The 15,063-nt window shown below is 68.5% G+C and carries 14 protein-coding genes; 9 read left to right on the top strand and 5 right to left on the bottom strand.

Annotated features, from left to right (window positions below; translation table 11 throughout):
• The first annotated feature begins 144 nt into the window (after window positions 1-144).
• The 3 genes from AC1D15_RS05290 (at window position 145) to erpA (ending at window position 1,786) form a co-directional block, all read left to right on the top strand.
• The gene (locus AC1D15_RS05290; protein ID WP_047506384.1) at window positions 145-855 is read left to right on the top strand and encodes a DUF6776 family protein; all 711 of its coding nucleotides are present in this window, start codon (window positions 145-147) and stop codon (window positions 853-855) included.
• Window positions 856-936: 81 nt separating this feature from the next.
• Window positions 937-1,365 carry a bactofilin family protein gene (locus AC1D15_RS05285; protein ID WP_047506386.1) on the top strand — a complete coding sequence of 143 codons (429 nt, stop codon included), beginning with the start codon at window positions 937-939 and terminating at the stop codon, window positions 1,363-1,365.
• Window positions 1,366-1,408: 43 nt separating this feature from the next.
• Window positions 1,409-1,786, top strand: a complete 378-nt coding sequence (gene erpA, locus AC1D15_RS05280; protein WP_047506389.1) for an iron-sulfur cluster insertion protein ErpA — start codon at window positions 1,409-1,411, stop codon at window positions 1,784-1,786.
• A 47-nt stretch (window positions 1,787-1,833) separates the two neighbouring features.
• Here the strand turns inward: erpA and AC1D15_RS05275 are convergent, their stop codons facing one another.
• Window positions 1,834-2,958 (bottom strand): anhydro-N-acetylmuramic acid kinase, encoded by a 1,125-nt coding sequence (locus AC1D15_RS05275; protein ID WP_465114814.1) that lies wholly within the window; start codon window positions 2,956-2,958, stop codon window positions 1,834-1,836.
• A 64-nt stretch (window positions 2,959-3,022) separates the two neighbouring features.
• On the bottom strand, window positions 3,023-4,402 hold the full coding sequence (locus AC1D15_RS05270) for a M23 family metallopeptidase (RefSeq protein WP_477825176.1): 1,380 nt from the start codon (window positions 4,400-4,402) through the stop codon (window positions 3,023-3,025).
• A 246-nt stretch (window positions 4,403-4,648) separates the two neighbouring features.
• Between AC1D15_RS05270 and tyrS the strand changes: the two genes are divergently transcribed.
• The 4 genes from tyrS to dtd are packed head-to-tail and all read left to right on the top strand — an operon-like array spanning window position 4,649 to window position 7,552.
• Complete coding sequence (gene tyrS / locus AC1D15_RS05265) at window positions 4,649-5,875, top strand: tyrosine--tRNA ligase (RefSeq protein WP_047506393.1); 1,227 nt, start codon at window positions 4,649-4,651, stop codon at window positions 5,873-5,875.
• 26 nt (window positions 5,876-5,901) lie between these two features.
• On the top strand, window positions 5,902-6,240 hold the full coding sequence (locus tag AC1D15_RS05260; protein WP_477825175.1) for a DUF5329 family protein: 339 nt from the start codon (window positions 5,902-5,904) through the stop codon (window positions 6,238-6,240).
• Window positions 6,240-7,112: a cation diffusion facilitator family transporter gene (locus tag AC1D15_RS05255; RefSeq protein WP_477825174.1), complete on the top strand. Its 873-nt coding sequence runs from the start codon at window positions 6,240-6,242 to the stop codon at window positions 7,110-7,112. The genes AC1D15_RS05260 and AC1D15_RS05255 overlap by 1 nt, the downstream gene beginning before the upstream one ends.
• Window positions 7,109-7,552: a D-aminoacyl-tRNA deacylase gene (dtd, locus tag AC1D15_RS05250; RefSeq protein WP_477825173.1), complete on the top strand. Its 444-nt coding sequence runs from the start codon at window positions 7,109-7,111 to the stop codon at window positions 7,550-7,552. The genes AC1D15_RS05255 and dtd overlap by 4 nt, the downstream gene beginning before the upstream one ends.
• Before the next feature lie 86 nt (window positions 7,553-7,638).
• On the opposite strand, the gene AC1D15_RS05245 is transcribed toward dtd, so the two are convergent.
• From AC1D15_RS05245 to AC1D15_RS05235, 3 genes are all read right to left on the bottom strand, one after another.
• On the bottom strand, window positions 7,639-8,610 hold the full coding sequence (locus tag AC1D15_RS05245; RefSeq protein WP_477825172.1) for a tripartite tricarboxylate transporter substrate-binding protein: 972 nt from the start codon (window positions 8,608-8,610) through the stop codon (window positions 7,639-7,641).
• Window positions 8,611-8,722: 112 nt separating this feature from the next.
• Entirely contained in the window at window positions 8,723-11,764 is a 3,042-nt protein-coding gene (locus AC1D15_RS05240; protein WP_477825171.1) for an FAD-binding and (Fe-S)-binding domain-containing protein, read from the bottom strand.
• Window positions 11,761-12,453 carry a GntR family transcriptional regulator gene (locus AC1D15_RS05235; protein ID WP_477825170.1) on the bottom strand — a complete coding sequence of 231 codons (693 nt, stop codon included), beginning with the start codon at window positions 12,451-12,453 and terminating at the stop codon, window positions 11,761-11,763. The genes AC1D15_RS05240 and AC1D15_RS05235 overlap by 4 nt, the downstream gene beginning before the upstream one ends.
• Window positions 12,454-12,590: 137 nt before the next feature.
• Here AC1D15_RS05235 and AC1D15_RS05230 point away from each other — a divergent pair, with 137 nt between their 5' ends.
• Together AC1D15_RS05230 and AC1D15_RS05225 are read left to right on the top strand one after the other, a co-directional pair.
• Window positions 12,591-13,832: a pyridoxal-phosphate-dependent aminotransferase family protein gene (locus AC1D15_RS05230; protein ID WP_477825169.1), complete on the top strand. Its 1,242-nt coding sequence runs from the start codon at window positions 12,591-12,593 to the stop codon at window positions 13,830-13,832.
• A gap of 34 nt (window positions 13,833-13,866) precedes the next feature.
• A complete protein-coding gene (locus tag AC1D15_RS05225; protein WP_477825168.1) occupies window positions 13,867-14,844 on the top strand; it encodes a Bug family tripartite tricarboxylate transporter substrate binding protein in 978 nt (325 codons plus the stop codon).
• Window positions 14,845-15,063 lie beyond the last annotated feature (219 nt).

The raw sequence follows: 15,063 nt of genomic DNA, 5'->3' as shown, positions 1-15,063 counted from the left end.
GCTTTCGAGCGGCCCTTTTGCTTTCCGCTCGCCGTTCCGGCAAGGTTTGGAAACAAGCATGCCGTGGGCCGCTTCTACAATCCCTAGCTCCAAGGAGCGCCGGGCTCCGCAGCACGAGCCCTTCACTTCCCCCTGTCCTGACCCATGCGCTGGAAACTGCTTCGTCGTCGCATGTCCATCAGCGCACCGCGCATGATCGTGCGCAGCCACCTGCCCTGGCCCTTGCGCTGGGTCATCGTGGCGCTGGTGTTCGGATTCTCCGCGGCCTTCGCCCTGTGGGCTTTCGAGTTCGGCAAGGACATCGCCGGGCTGGACCGTGATGCGAAGGCCGAGCTGGCGCAGCTGCGTGTCGAGGTCGCGCAGCTGCGCGCCGAACGCGAAGGCGCCCAGTCGATCGCCAACACCGCCGGCAGCCTGCTGCGCACCGAGAAGGTGGCGCAGGACAAGCTGGCCCAGCAGCTCAAGCAGCTCGAGTCCGAGAACATGGCGCTGAAGGCCGACCTCGGCTTCTTCGAGCGCCTGCTGCCGGCCGGTGCCGCCGAGGCGCTGACGGTGCGCGCACTGCAGGCTGAAGCCAAGGCGCCGGGACAACTTCGTTACCAATTGCTGGTGATGCAGGTGGGCAAGTCGGCCCCTGAATTCAACGGCCGCTACGACATCGTGCTGACCGGTCTGCTCGACGGCAAGCCGTGGTCCCTGTCGATGCCCAATGGCGGCTTGCCACTCGCCGTGAAGCAGTACCTTCGTCTCGAAGGAATGATCGATCACCCGCTGCAGGCCGTGGTAAAAACCGTCCAGGTCAAGGTCATTGACAGCCGCGGCACCGTCAGGGCGACGCAGATGCTCAAGCTCTGAAGCCAGCCTCCGAAGAAGCACTCAGCACAGAGCCGGCACAAGAGACGGCCCCCCTCGTTGGATCACGTTGGAGCAATCACCATGTTCGGCAAAACCAAGCAGCCCCCCATCCGCACCCTGATCGGCGAGGGCACCGTGATCACCGGCGAACTGCGCTTCGCCGACGGCCTGCGCATCGATGGCGAGGTGCAGGGCGACGTGATCGCCAGCAGCGAGGCGTACAGCATCCTCGTCATCAGCGAGAAAGCCAAGGTCATCGGCAAGGTCAAGGCTGGCCACGTGATCATCAACGGCACCGTGATCGGCCCGGTCCTGTCGGATCAGCTGCTCGAACTGCAGCCCAAGGCCAGCATCGTCGGCGATGTGCGCTACGAATCGCTTGAAATGCACCAGGGCGCCCGGATCGACGGCGAACTCCACCCCTTGAAGGCCGACGAGAAGGCCCCTTTGAAGCTGGCCACCGCGAACGCGGGGCCGGCGATCAATCCCACAACGGCACAAGCGGCGTGAGCTCGGCGGATAATCGGTCCGTTCGTCCCCCAAGGAATACCCCATGAGCGCAGTTGCAGAGAACCTCCAGAGCCTTGATTCCAGCGAGCCGCCGGTGCCGCTGGTGTTCACCGACAGCGCCGCGAGCAAGGTCAAGGAGCTGGTCGACGAAGAGGGCAATCCCGAGCTGAAGCTGCGCGTCTTCGTGCAGGGCGGCGGTTGCTCCGGCTTCCAGTACGGCTTCACGTTCGACGAGATCGTCAACGACGACGACACGCAGATGAGCAAGAACGGCGTCACGCTGCTGATCGACGCGATGAGCCTGCAGTACCTGGCCGGTGCCGAGATCGACTACAAGGACGACCTCGAAGGCGCGCAGTTCGTGATCAAGAACCCGAACGCGACGACGACCTGCGGTTGCGGGTCCAGCTTCTCGGTCTGAGCCCTGCGGCTCCCGCGACAGGCCGCTTTCGAGCGGCCTTCGTCATTTCAGGCAGGGTAGAGCGCACCCAGCACCCGTGGGCCCCGCGCGCCGGTGACCGACACCAGGTTGCCGGGTTCGCGTCGGACAAGTGCCCGCGCCAGCCACGCGAAGGCAGCTGCCTCGACCTCGCTGGCCGGCAGGCCGCGCTCATCGCTGCGGGCCACCTTGCGACGCGGCAGCAGGGCGGCCAGCCGCCCCATCAGCTGATCGTTGAAGGCGCCACCACCGCACACCAGCACCTCCTGAGCGTCGCCGGCATGGCGATCGACCGAATCGGCGCAGGCCATGGCCGTCAGCTCGCACAGCGTGGCCTGCACATCCTCCGGCCGCAACGCATGGCCAGCGCGTGACAGTTGCTCGTCGAGCCATTCGGGATTGAACAGGTCGCGGCCGGTGCTCTTCGGTGGCGTCAGCGCGAAATACGGATCGGCATGCATCTGCGCCAGCAGGCTGGCCTCGACCCGCCCCGAGGCCGCCCAGGCGCCTCCGGCGTCGAAGGGCCGGTGGCAATGGCGCTGGCACCAGTGGTCCATCAAGGCGTTGCCGGGCCCGCAATCGAAGCCGGTCGTCGACTCGCCATGCCTGGGCCAGGCCGTCAGGTTGCTGATGCCGCCGATGTTGAGCACGGCGCCGGCGCGGTCGGCCTGGCCGAACACCGCGCGATGGAAGGCCGGCACCAGCGGGGCCCCCTGGCCGCCCGCGGCGATGTCGCGGCTGCGGAAGTCGGCGACCACGTCGATGCCGGTCAGCTCGGCCAGCACGGCCGGTGCGTTCACCTGCACGGTGTAGGCGACCTCGTCGCCCGGGCGGTGCCGGACCGTCTGGCCGTGCGCACCGATGGCCCGGATGTCTTTCGCCGCGAGTCCGGATTGCGCGAGCAGCAGGCTCACGACGCCGCCATAGACCTGCACCAGCGCATGGCCCGCGTGGGCCGCGCGGTTCAGCTCGTCGTCACCGGCGCGCTGCAGCGCCATGAACGCTTCGCGCAGATGGGCGGCGAACGGCAGGTGGGCATGCGCCAGCACCGCCAGGCGCGGCCCGCTGAAGTCGACGACCACACCGTCCACGCCGTCCAGCGAGGTGCCGGACATCAGGCCGATGTAGCGTTCCGTGGTGGGATGTGCGGTCATCGCGCGATGGTAGCCGCGCGGCGCGATCGGCGGGCCGTGCTCGGTGTGCGTTACTCGGTGTGCGTTACTCGGCGTCGCCGGTGTAGCTCGCGAGCGATTCCGCACCCTTGAGCTGCTCGCGCCAGGTGCCGGTGACCTTCGCCAGCTCCTGCTGCGCCGAGGCGGTCAGCACGATCGCTTCCGAGGTCTTGGCCACCACCAGCGGATCCTGCTGCTGGCCGCGCAGCTTGAACTCGAAGTGCAGGTGCGGCCCGGTCGCCCAGCCGGTCATGCCGACGTTGGCGATGTGCGTGCCCTGTTCGACCCGCTGGCCGCGCTTCACGTCGATGCGGCTCAGGTGGGCGTACACCGTCTCGCGGTCGTTGCTGTGGCGGATCTTCACGACATTGCCGTAGCCGTTCTGCCAGCCGGCGAAGTCGACCACGCCGTCGCCGACGCTGCGCACCGAGGTGCCGGTCGGTGCGCCGTAATCCACGCCCAGGTGGGCGCGCCAGCTCTGCAGGATCGGGTGGAAGCGCATCGAGAAGCCGGACGTCACGCGCGAGAACTCCAGCGGGCTCGCGAGGAACGCGCGGCGCTTGCTCTGGCCGTCGAAGCCGAAGTAGCCGCCCTTGCCGGACGGGTCCTTGAACCACACGGCCGAGTAGCTGCGGCCGTTGCTGACGAACTCGGCGGCCAGCACGCGGCCGGCGGCCTGGTTCCAGGTGATCACCTCGCCGTCGGCGGTCAGTGCCTCGTAGACGACGCTGAAGCTGTCGTTCTTGCGCAGCTCGCGGTGGAAATCGATGTCGGTCGAGAAGATCTCGGCCATCTGCACGGCCACCGGGTCGGGGATGCGCGACTCGTCGGTGGCAGCGAACAGCGAGCTGCGGATCGTGCCGCTGCCCAGCCGCACCTGCGCCGCGAGCGCTGCCTGCTCCACCCGGGCCTCGAAGCGGCCGTCGACGCGCTTTACGCTGAGCCGCGAGAAATGGGTCGCCCATTGCGCCGGATCGGCGGCCGGGAAGCGGGCCACCAGTTCCTCGAGCTGGCCCGAGGCGTCGCTGCGCACCTGCACCATCTTGCCGGCGCGCCCTTCGAGCAGCAGGCGGGCCGTCTTGTCGCTGCGCAGGAACGCGGCGGCTGCGACATCGGTCACGTTGACGCGGCGCAACAGGCTGTCGGCGGTGTCGGCGTTGCGGGTCAGGTCGCTGCGGTAGAGCGACAAGTCGTGGCTGGCCAGCGCCTCCAGCTGCGATCCGACATCCTCGGGGGTGACGCTTTCCGTCACCACGCGGCGCGGCAGGTCGGATGCATCGGGGGCCATCGGCGCGATGGCGAAGGCGGTGACGCCCGCGCCCATCAACAGCGCGACCACAGTGCCGGCGAGCGTGCGCGGGTGGCGGTGGACGAAGCGCTGGGTGGAGGTGCCGGCCGAGGCCAGCGCGTGATCGAGAGAATCCAACGAGTTCACTGCTGTGAAGGGCGGTGAAGCCCTGTCTGCAAGCACACCGCCATCGGACGCCGCGCTCTGGGTCTGTCTTGCTGCCTGCAGGCGTCCACTAGAATCGCGGTCGCTTGCGGGCCCCTGTCTTCGATGGGGCCGGCACCCGGAAGCGGCGCAGTATAGCCACCGACTTCCGCGCCATTGTTTCCGGCACTATTCCCGGAATACCCCCACAAGTTCGTTCTGCAACCGGCCCCGAAAACCATGTCCGCCCAGCCGCCTTTTCCGATCACCGACCGCACGCGCGAGGCGCTGGCGGTGTCATTGAGGGGCTGTGACGAGCTGTTACCCGAGGGCGAGTGGCTGAACAAGCTTGCACGCTCTGAAGCAACCGGCGTGCCACTGCGCATCAAGCTCGGGCTGGATCCGACCGCGCCCGACATCCACATCGGCCACACCGTGGTGCTGAACAAGATGCGCCAGCTGCAGGACCTGGGGCACACGGTGATCTTCCTGATCGGCGACTTCACGTCGATGATCGGCGACCCGTCCGGGCGCAACAACACCCGCCCGCCGCTCACCCGCGAGCAGATCGAGGCCAACGCGCAGACCTACTACCGCCAGGCCGCGCTGGTGCTGGACGAGAGCCGCACCGAGATCCGCTACAACTCCGAGTGGAGCGATCCGCTGGGCGCGCGCGGCATGATCCAGCTGGCATCGCGCTACACGGTGGCCCGCATGATGGAGCGCGACGATTTCACGAAGCGCTTCAAGGCCGGCACGCCGATCAGCGTGCACGAGTTCCTGTACCCGCTGATGCAGGGCTACGACTCGGTCGCGCTGAAGAGCGACCTCGAGCTCGGCGGCACCGACCAGAAGTTCAACCTGCTGGTGGGCCGCGCGCTGCAGAGCGAGTACGGCCAGGAGCCGCAGTGCATCCTGACGATGCCGCTGCTCGAAGGGCTGGACGGCGTCGACAAGATGTCGAAGAGCAAGAACAACTACATCGGCATCACCGATGCGCCGAACGACATGTTCGCGAAGATCCTGTCGATCAGCGACACGATGATGTGGAAGTACTTCACGCTGCTGAGCTTCCGCCCGGAGGCCGAGGTCGCGGCGCTGAAGGCCGAGGTCGACGGCGGGCGCAACCCGAAGGATGCGAAGGTGCTGCTCGCGAAGGAGATCACCACCCGCTTCCACAGCGCGGCGGCGGCCGACGCGGCCGAGGCCGACTTCAACAACCGCGCGAAGGGCGGCATCCCCGACGTGATCGACGAGATCGCGCTGTCGGGCGCGCCGCTGGGCATCACCGCGCTGCTGAAGCAGGCGGGGCTCGCGCCGTCCACCAGCGAGGCCGGCCGGCTGATCGAAGGCTCCGGCGTGCGCGTCGACGGCGACGTCATCAGCGACAAGGGCCTGAAGCTGAACGCCGGCACCTACGTCGTGCAGGTCGGCAAGCGCAAGTTCGCGCGCGTCACGCTGGGCTGATCGCGATGCGGCGGCGCAGCGTTCTCGTGAGCCTGGCGGCAGGCGTGTTCCTGGCGGGTGCGCAGGCCGCGCCGTCCGAGGCCGAGCGCGCGCGCATCGAGCGCCTGATCGCCTGGGTCGGTGCCCAGAAGGACCTGAAGTTCGTCCGCAACGGCAGCGCCTATTCGCCGGCCGATGCGGCGAAGTTCCTGCGCGGCAAGTTCGACAAGATGGGCGAGCACGTCACGACCGCGCGGCAGTTCATCGACGAGATCGCGAGCCGCTCCAGCACCAGCGGCCAGCCCTACCTGATCCGTTTCGCCGACGGCCGCAGCATCCCTGCGGCGCAGTTCCTCGGCGACGAACTCCAGCGCATGGACCGCTGATGGGTGTCGAGGCACTGCTGCGCCTGTCGGTGGTCGCGGCGCTCGCCACCATCGCGCTGAAGACGGGGGCCTGGTGGGTCACCGGCTCGGTCGGCCTGCTGTCGGACGCGATGGAGTCGCTGGTCAACCTGGTCTCGGCGCTGTTCGCGCTGCTGATGGTGAACATCGCGCGCCGGCCGGCCGACGAAGACCATCCGTCGGGCCACACGAAGGCCGAGTACTTCTCCAGCGGCTTCGAGGGCATGCTGATCGCCGCAGCGGCGGTGAGCATCGTCTGGGCGGCGGTGCTGCGCTTCGCGCACCCGCAGCCGCTCGAGTCGCTGGGCTGGGGCCTGGCGCTGTCGGTCGCCAGCTCGGCGATCAACGGCGTGCTGGCCTGGCGGATGATGGCCGGCGCACGGCAGCACCGTTCGATCGTGCTGGAGGCCGATGCGCGCCACCTGATGACCGACGTGTGGACCTCCGCCGGGGTCATCGTGGGCCTGCTGCTGGTCCAGCTGACCGGCTGGCTGTGGCTGGATCCGGTGCTGGCCGTCGGCGTCGCGCTGAACATCCTGCGCGAAGGCGCGCAGCTGGCATGGCGCTCGGTCGAGGGCTTGATGGACAGTGCCGTCGAGCCGGAGATCCGCGAGCAGATCGATCGCACGCTCGCGCAGTTCGGCCACCACCCGATCCGCTTCGACCATGTCGTCACGCGGCGCGCCGGGCAGCGGCGCTTCATCGATATGCACATGCACGTGCCGGCCGACTGGACGCTCGGCCGCGCGGCGGCGTTGCGCGCCGATGTCGAGCAGGCCTTGATGGGTGACGTGCCTGGCCTGCGGGCCTCGATCCAGCTGCTGCCGACGAATGTCGAGGCGGCGGCAGCATGATCTCCATCACGCAGCGGGTGGCGCAGGCGCGTGTCGAGGTGGCGGGCGAAGTCATCGGCGCGATCGACGCCGGCCTGCTGGTGCTGGTCTGCGCCGAGCCGGGCGACACGCCGGCGATCGCCGACAAGCTGGTCGCGAAGCTGCTGAAGCTGCGCATCTTCGGCGACGAGCAGGGCAAGATGAACCGCAGCGTCACCGACATCGGCGGCGGGCTGCTGATCGTCAGCCAGTTCACGCTGGCGGCGGACGTGTCGGGCGGCAACCGGCCCAGCTTCACCGCGGCGGCGCCGCCGGCGCTGGGCCGCGAGCTCTATGAGCGGGTGCTCGCCACCGCGCGGTCACAGCACCCGACCGTCGCCAGCGGCGAGTTCGGGGCGGACATGAAGGTTCACTTGATCAACGACGGGCCCGTCACGATACCGATCACGTTGCGAGCATGATCAAGCAACTCCCGCGGAACCGGCTTTGCCGGGCCGCTGGGAGGCGCCCCTTGGGGGCAGGAGTGAAGCGACTGGGGGGCCAACAATCAGTCGGCGTATTGACCGGCGGCCTTGATGATCGGGCCCCACTTGTTGATCTCGGCCTCGACGAACTTCTTGTGCTCCGGGCCGTTGACGCGGGCATCGGTCATCACCACCGCGCCCAGGCCTTCTTCACGGTGGATGAAGTCCGGATCCTTCAGCGCGACCTTCAGCGCCGCGTTGATCTTGTCGGTGACGGCCTTCGGCGTGCCCTTCGGCGCATACAGCGCGTGCCAGATGCTGACGTTGAAGCCCTTCAGCCCCGATTCGTCGAGCGTCGGCAGCTTGGCCAGCGCCGGCGTCGTCAGGCGCTTGGTGCTCGTGACCGCGAACGCCTTCACCTTGCCGCCGGCGATCTGGCTGGTGGTGTTGGTGGTCTGGTCGCACATCAGGTCGACCTGGCCGCCCAGCAGGTCGGTCATCGCCGGGCCGGTGCCCTTGTACGGCACGGTCGTCATGTCGACCTTGGTGGTGCTCATGAACAGCAGGCCGCACAGGTGCGAGGCCGATCCGAGCCCGGCGTTCGCCAGGTTGATCTTGCCCTTGTTCGCATCGAGCCACTTGGTCAGCTCGGCATAGTTCGTGGCCGGCAGCGTCGGCTTGCCGATCAGCGTCATCGGCACTTCGTTGATCATGCCGAGGTACTCGAAGTCCTCCAGCGTCTTGTACTGCATGTTGCGGTACAGCGCCGGCGAGGTGCTCATGCCGATGTGGTGCAGCAGCAGCGTGTAGCCGTCGTTCGACGCCTTGGCCACCTTGGTCGCGCCCAGCGTGCCGCCGGCGCCGCCGACGTTGTCGATGATGATGACCTGGCCGCCCAGCGGCTTGCGCAACGCCTCGGCCAGGTCGCGCGCGACCTTGTCGGTCGGGCCGCCTGCGGAGAACGGGACGACGATGGTCACCGGCTTCTCGGGGTACTCGGCCAGGGCGGCGGTCGCCGTCAGCAGTGCGGCGCCAGCCAGCAGGAGTTTCTTCATGGTCGTGTCCTTTCGAGCAAGCGTGTCGGAGAGTCGGAAGACCCGAGCTTAAGGAAGCTCCGAGGCGCCGGCATGGCGGAAACTACGTAACCCGGAGACCCCGCAAGGCCATTCAGATCAGGTGGTCGGCCAGCACCCGCGCGACGTGCAAGGCCTCGCGCTGCGCGCCGTCGGCGATCTGGTGCCTGCAGCTGGTGCCATCGGCAACGATGATCGCGTCGGGCGCCTCGCGCACCGCCGGCAGCAGGCTCAGCTCGGCCATCTGCATCGACACCTCGTGGTGGCTCGCCTCGTAGCCGAAGCTGCCGGCCATGCCGCAGCACGAGCTCTCGATCAGCGCCGGCTGCGCGTCCGGGATCAGCTTCAGCACGTCGAGCACCGGCTGGATCGCGCCGAATGCCTTCTGGTGGCAGTGGCCGTGCACCCGCATCGCCTGCGTCGCCGGCCTGAAGCGCGGCGCGAAGCGGCCCGCCTTCGCCTCGCGCGCGAGGAATTCCTCGAGCAACAGCGCGTGATCGGCCAGCACCTTGGCGTCATCGCCCAGGCCCATCACCAGCATCTCGTCGCGCATCGTCAGCAGGCACGACGGCTCCAGGCCGACGATCGCGATGCCGCGCTGCGCGAACGGCAGCAAGGCCTTCAGCAGCTCGCGCGCATTCGCCCTGGCCTGCTCCGGCATGCCGGCGGCCAGGTAGGTGCGGCCGCAGCACAGCGCCGCGCCCGGCCGGCTCGCGGCATGCACGGCGTAGCCGGCCGCCTGCAGCACGCGCACCGCGGCGGTCGCGTTCTCGCTCTCGAAGGCGCCGTTGAAGGTGTCGACGAACAGCACGACCGGCTTGTCGGCCTGCAGCACCTCGGCGCGCGTGACCAGGCCGATGTGCGGCGCGGCGCGGCGAAAGGTGTCGCGGCGAAAGCGCGGCAGGCTGCGCCTGGCCGAGAGGCCCAGCCAGCGCTCGGCCAGTCCCTTCGCGCCGGGCAGCGTCTCGCGCAGGTTGAACAGCCACGGCGCGGCGCTCGCGAGCCGCGCATAGGCCGGCAGGTGGGCGACCAGCCGGTCCTTCAGCGTGTGGCCGTGGCGGGCCTTGTCGTGCGCGGTGAACTCGAGCTTCATCTTCGCCATGTCGATGCCGGTCGGGCAGTCGCGCTTGCAGCCCTTGCAGCCCACGCACAGGTCCATCGCGTCGCGCACCGCATCGCTCGTGAAGCCCTGTTCGCCGAGCTGGTTCGACAGCGCGAGCCGCAGCGTGTTCGCGCGGCCGCGCGTCAGGTGCTGCTCGTCGCGCGTGACGCGGTAGCTCGGGCACATCGTGCCGGCGTCGAACTTGCGGCAGTGCCCGTTGTTGTTGCACATCTCGACCGCCTTCGCGAAGYCGCCGCTCGCGTCGCCACCGGTGCCGGGCGCCGTCGTGGTCTCGGTCGCCGGGTCGTTCTGCACGTTCCAGGCCGACCAGTCGAAGACCGGCTTCAGCGCGATCGTCCGGTAGCCCGGCGCATAGCGGAACAGGCTCGCATCGTCCATCTTCGGCGGATCGATGATCTTGCCCGGGTTCATCAGGTTCAACGGGTCGAGGTGCTGCTTGATCGCGCGGAAGGCCTCGTTGAGGCGCGGCCCGAACTGCCACTCGATCCACTCGCCGCGGCACAGGCCGTCGCCATGCTCGCCGCTGTAGGCGCCCTTGAACTTGCGCACCAGCGCGCTGGCCTCCTCGGCGATCGAGCGCATCTTGTGCGCGCCGCCGCCCGGGCCGCCCTGGCGCATGTCGAGGATCGGCCGCACGTGCAGCGTGCCGACCGAGGCGTGCGCATACCAGGTGCCCTTGCTGCCATGCCGGTGGAACACCTCGGTCAGCGCGTCGGTGTACTCGGCCAGGTGCTCGAGCGGCACCGCGCAGTCCTCGATGAAGCTGACCGGCTTGCCGTCGCCCTTCAGGCTCATCATGATGTTGAGGCCCGCCTTGCGCACCTCCCACAAGGCCTTCTGCGGCGCCTCGTCGCGCATCTCGACCACGCTGCCCGGCAGCTTCAGCGCATCGCCCATCAGCTCGACCAACTGCTTCAGTTGCGCAAGCAGCACGGCCTTGTCGTCGCCGCTGAACTCCACCAGCAGGATCGCCTGCGGCTCGCCGACCAGGGCCGACTCGATCGTCGCGCGGAACGCCGGGTTCGCGCGCGACAGCTCGATCATCGTGCGATCGACCAGCTCGACCGCGCTCGGGCCCAGCTTCACGATGTGCTGCGCCGAATCCATCGCGGCATGGAAGCTCGGGTAGTTGACGACGCCGAGCATCTTGTGGCGCGGCAGCGGCGCGAGCTTCAGCGTCAGGCTGCGCGTGAAGGCGAGCGTGCCTTCGGCGCCGATCAGCAGGTGCGCCAGGTTGACGCTGCCGTCGGCGGTGTACGGCCGCTCGCTCTGCGGGTGGAAGATGTCCAGGTTGTAGCCGCCGACGCGGCGCATCACCTTCGGCCAGCGCAGGTCGATCTCGTCGCGCTCGGTGGCCGCCAGGCCGCGCACGAAATCGGCGATCGCGGCTTCCTTCGCGCCCAGCTGGTCGACGCGGCCGAAGCGCACGTTGCTGCCGTCGCTCAGCCAGGCCTCGGCGGCGAGCACGTTGTGCACCATGTTGCCGTAGGCGATGCTGCGCGAGCCGCAGGAGTTGTTGCCGGCCATGCCGCCGAGCGTGGCCTGCGCGCTGGTCGACACGTCGACCGGGTACCACAGCCCGTGCGGCTTCAGGAAGGCGTTCAGGTGGTCGAGCACGATGCCGGGCTCGACCTGCACCGTCATCGCGTCGCGGTCGAACGCGATCACCTGGCGGTAGTGCTTGCTGGTGTCGATCACGAGCGCCGCGCCGGTGGTCTGGCCGCACTGCGAGGTGCCGCCGCCGCGCGGCAGCAGCGGGGTCTTCAGGTCGCGCGCGATGTCGATCGCGGTGGCGATGTCCTGCGCGCCGCGCGGCACGAACACGCCGACCGGCATGATCTGGTAGATCGACGCATCGGTCGCGTAGCGGCCGCGCGAGGCGATGTCGAACAGCGTCTCGCCCTGGGTGTGGGCGGACAGGCGCTTCGCCAGCTCGGCCGCCTCGGGGGTGCCGAAATCTCGCAGCGAGCGGCCGGCCTCGCGGGCCACGCCGGCGTCGACCAGCGTGTTCATGCCGACACCTTCGGCGACGAATCCAGCTCGCCGTGCTTCATCAGTTCGAGCACCACGTCGCGCTTGTTCAGCAGGTGCTGCACCAGCAGCTGGCGCAGGCCGGCACCATCGCGGGCCGTGAGCAGCTCGACCATGCGCTCGTGCTCGCCCATCGCGCGGGCCCACTTGGCCTCGTCGCAGTTGGAGCGGAAGCGCAGCGCCTGCAGGCGGGCGTTCACCGTGGCATAGGTCTGCGTCAGCACCGGGTTGCGTGCCGCGGCATTGATGTGCCGGTGGATCACCGCGTTGATGCTGTAGTAGGTGGGCAGGTCGCGCCGCGTGTAGGCCGCGAGCATCTCGAAGTGCAGCGCGCGGATCTCGGCCAGCTCGGCCTCGGTGATGCGCTGCGCCGCCAGCTCGCCCGACAGGCCWTCCAGCCCGGCGATCACCTCGAAGGTGTCGGAGACGTCCTGCGCCGAGAGCTCCATCGCGACCGCGCCGCGGTTCGGCAGCAGCTCCACCAGCCCTTCGGCGGCCAGCATCTTGATCGCCTCGCGCAGCGGGGTGCGCGACACCTTCAGCTGCTCGCACAGCGCGCGCTCGTTCAGCTTGCTGCCGGGTGGGATGTGGTTCTCGACGATCAGCTGGCGCAGCCGCGTGCACACCTGTTGGTGCAGCACCTGGCGAGGGATGGAAATGATGTCGGCCATCGTGGACTTTCTGAATTTGTATTCATTTTCTGTGCAGGTTGATGGTCATCATACGGATGCCATCGCGGGTGGCAACCATTGACAAAAGAATTTTGTATGCAAAACTCAGGCGCATTCGGACCTCGTCAGGAGTCGTCATGATCGCGCTAGACCAGCACCCCAGCGGCCGTCATTTCCTGCAGATCCCCGGGCCCAGCCYGGTGCCGGATCGCATCCTGCGGGCGATGAGCCTGCCCACCATCGATCACCGCGGGCCGGAGTTCGGCGTGCTCGGGCTGAAGGTGCTGTCCGGCATCCAGCAGGTGTTCCGCACGCGGCACCCGGTCGTGATCTACCCGGCGTCCGGCACCGGCGCGTGGGAAGCCGCACTGGCCAACGTGCTGAGCCCCGGCGACGCGGTGCTGATGTACGAGACCGGCCACTTCGCGAGCCTGTGGCAGAAGATGGCGCTGCGCCTGGGCCTGAAGCCGGAGTTCCTGGCGCTGCCCGGCACCGATGCGCTGACCGGCCTGCCGAACAGCTGGCGCCACGGCGTGCAGGCCGACCTGATCGAGAAGCGCCTGCGCGAGGACGCCGGCCATGCGATCAAGGCGGTGTGCGTGGTGCACAACGAGACCTCGACCGGCGTCACCTCCGACATCGCCGCGGTGCGCCGCGCGATCGATGCGGCGAAGCACCCGGCGCTGTTGCTGGTCGACACGATCTCGGGCCTGGCCAGTGCCGACTACCGGCATGACGAGTGGGGTGTCGACGTGACGGTCAGCGGCTCGCAGAAGGGCCTGATGCTGCCGCCGGGCATCAGCTTCAACGCGGTGTCGCCGAAGGCGATCGAAGCCAGCAGGAAGGCGCAGCTGCCGAAGGCCTTCTGGGCCTGGGACGAGATCATCGAGATCAACAAGACGGGCTACTGGCCCTACACGCCGAACACCAACCTGCTGTACGGCCTGAGCGAAGCGCTCGACATGCTGCTCGACCAGGGGCTCGAGACGGTGTTCGCGCGCCACCAGCGCTGGGGCGAGGCGGTGCGCAGCGCGGTGCGGGCCTGGGGCCTGCCGATCCAGTGTGCCGACGCATCGGTCTACTCGCCGGTGCTGACCGGCGTGATCACGCCCGAGGGCGTCGACGCCGATGTGCTGCGCAAGCTGATCCACCAGCGCTTCGACCTGTCGCTCGGCACCGGCCTCGGCCGCGTCAAGGGCCGCATGTTCCGCATCGGCCACCTCGGCGACTGCAACGACCTGACGCTGATGGCGGCGCTGTCGGGCGTCGAGATGGGGCTGAAGCTGTCGGGCATCGTCACCGCGGGCAGCGGCGTGCAGGCGGCGATGGACTACTTCTCGTCGCATCCGCAGAGCCCGGCCCTGAAGGCCGCGGCCTGAAGACATCGCATTCCACAACAGTCAGGAGGTTCGCATGCAACGTCGCTCCCTTCTACAGGCCGCGGCCGGCACGGTCGCCAGCCTCGGGGCACCGCGCCTGTTCGCGCAGGGACTGCCTTCGGGCCCGATCCGCATCATCGTCGGCTTCCCGCCGGGCGGCGGCACCGACGCGCTGGCGCGCGTGCTGGGCCAGAAGCTGGGCGTGATGTGGGGCCAGCAGGTGATCGTCGAGAACAAGGCCGGTGTCGCCGGCGTGCTCGCCGCCGACTACGTCGCGCAGCAGCCGAGCGACGGCAGCACGCTGCTGATGGCSCACATCAACAGCCACGCGCTCGCACCCAGCCTGCAGCCCAAGCTGAACTACAACGTCGAGCGCGATTTCGTGCCGATCATGCTGGTGGGCGTGACGCCCAACCTGCTGATCGCCGGCACGATGCAGCCGGCCGTCACGGTGAAGGACATCGTCGCGCTGTGCAAGGCCAAGCCCGGCGAGATCAGCTTCGGCTCGGCCGGCTCGGGCTCGGCCCAGCACCTGGCGCTGGAGATGTTCAAGCTGAGCGCGAAGGTGAATGCGCTGCACATCCCGTACAAGGGCAGCGCACCGGCCATCACCGACCTGATCGGCGGGCAGATCAACTACGTGTTCGAGACGATGACGGCCGCCACGCCGCACGTGAAGGGCGGCAAGGTGATCGCGATCGCGCAGACGCGCACCAAGCGAGCGAAGGGCCACCCGACGGTGCCGACGATGGCCGAGCAGGGCTTCCCCGATTTCGAGGCCACCACCTGGTATGGTCTGGTCGGGCCGGGCAAGCTGCCGAAGGGGCTGGCGCAGAAGATCAACGACGACGCCAACAAGGTGATGGCGATGCCCGACGTGCAGGAGCGGCTGGAGAGCTACGGCGCCGAAGACGGCGGTGGGTCGTCGGAGAAGTTCACCGCGTTCATCCACGCCGAGATCGCGAAGTGGGCGAAGGTGGTCAAGGAAGGGCACGTGAAGGCGGACACCTGAACGGCATCCGCAGCCAACCGTTCGGGCTGAGCCTGTCGAAGCCGGCGCATCGCGCGGGCGTTTCGACAAGCTCAACGCGACCCTTCGACAAGCTCAGGGCGAACGGGGAGGCTAGGTGTATTTGCGCGCGTCCTCGATGACGCGTCCGTCATTGGGCAGGCTGCCCGGTGCGCACAGTTCCACCTCGCCGCGCAGCTTGGTCACGTCGCGGATCGCATC

The sequence above is a fragment of the Rhizobacter sp. P2_H2 genome, assembly GCF_056403375.1.
Note: the sequence above shows the minus strand (reverse complement) of the source record. Positions and strands in the feature narration are given on the sequence as shown.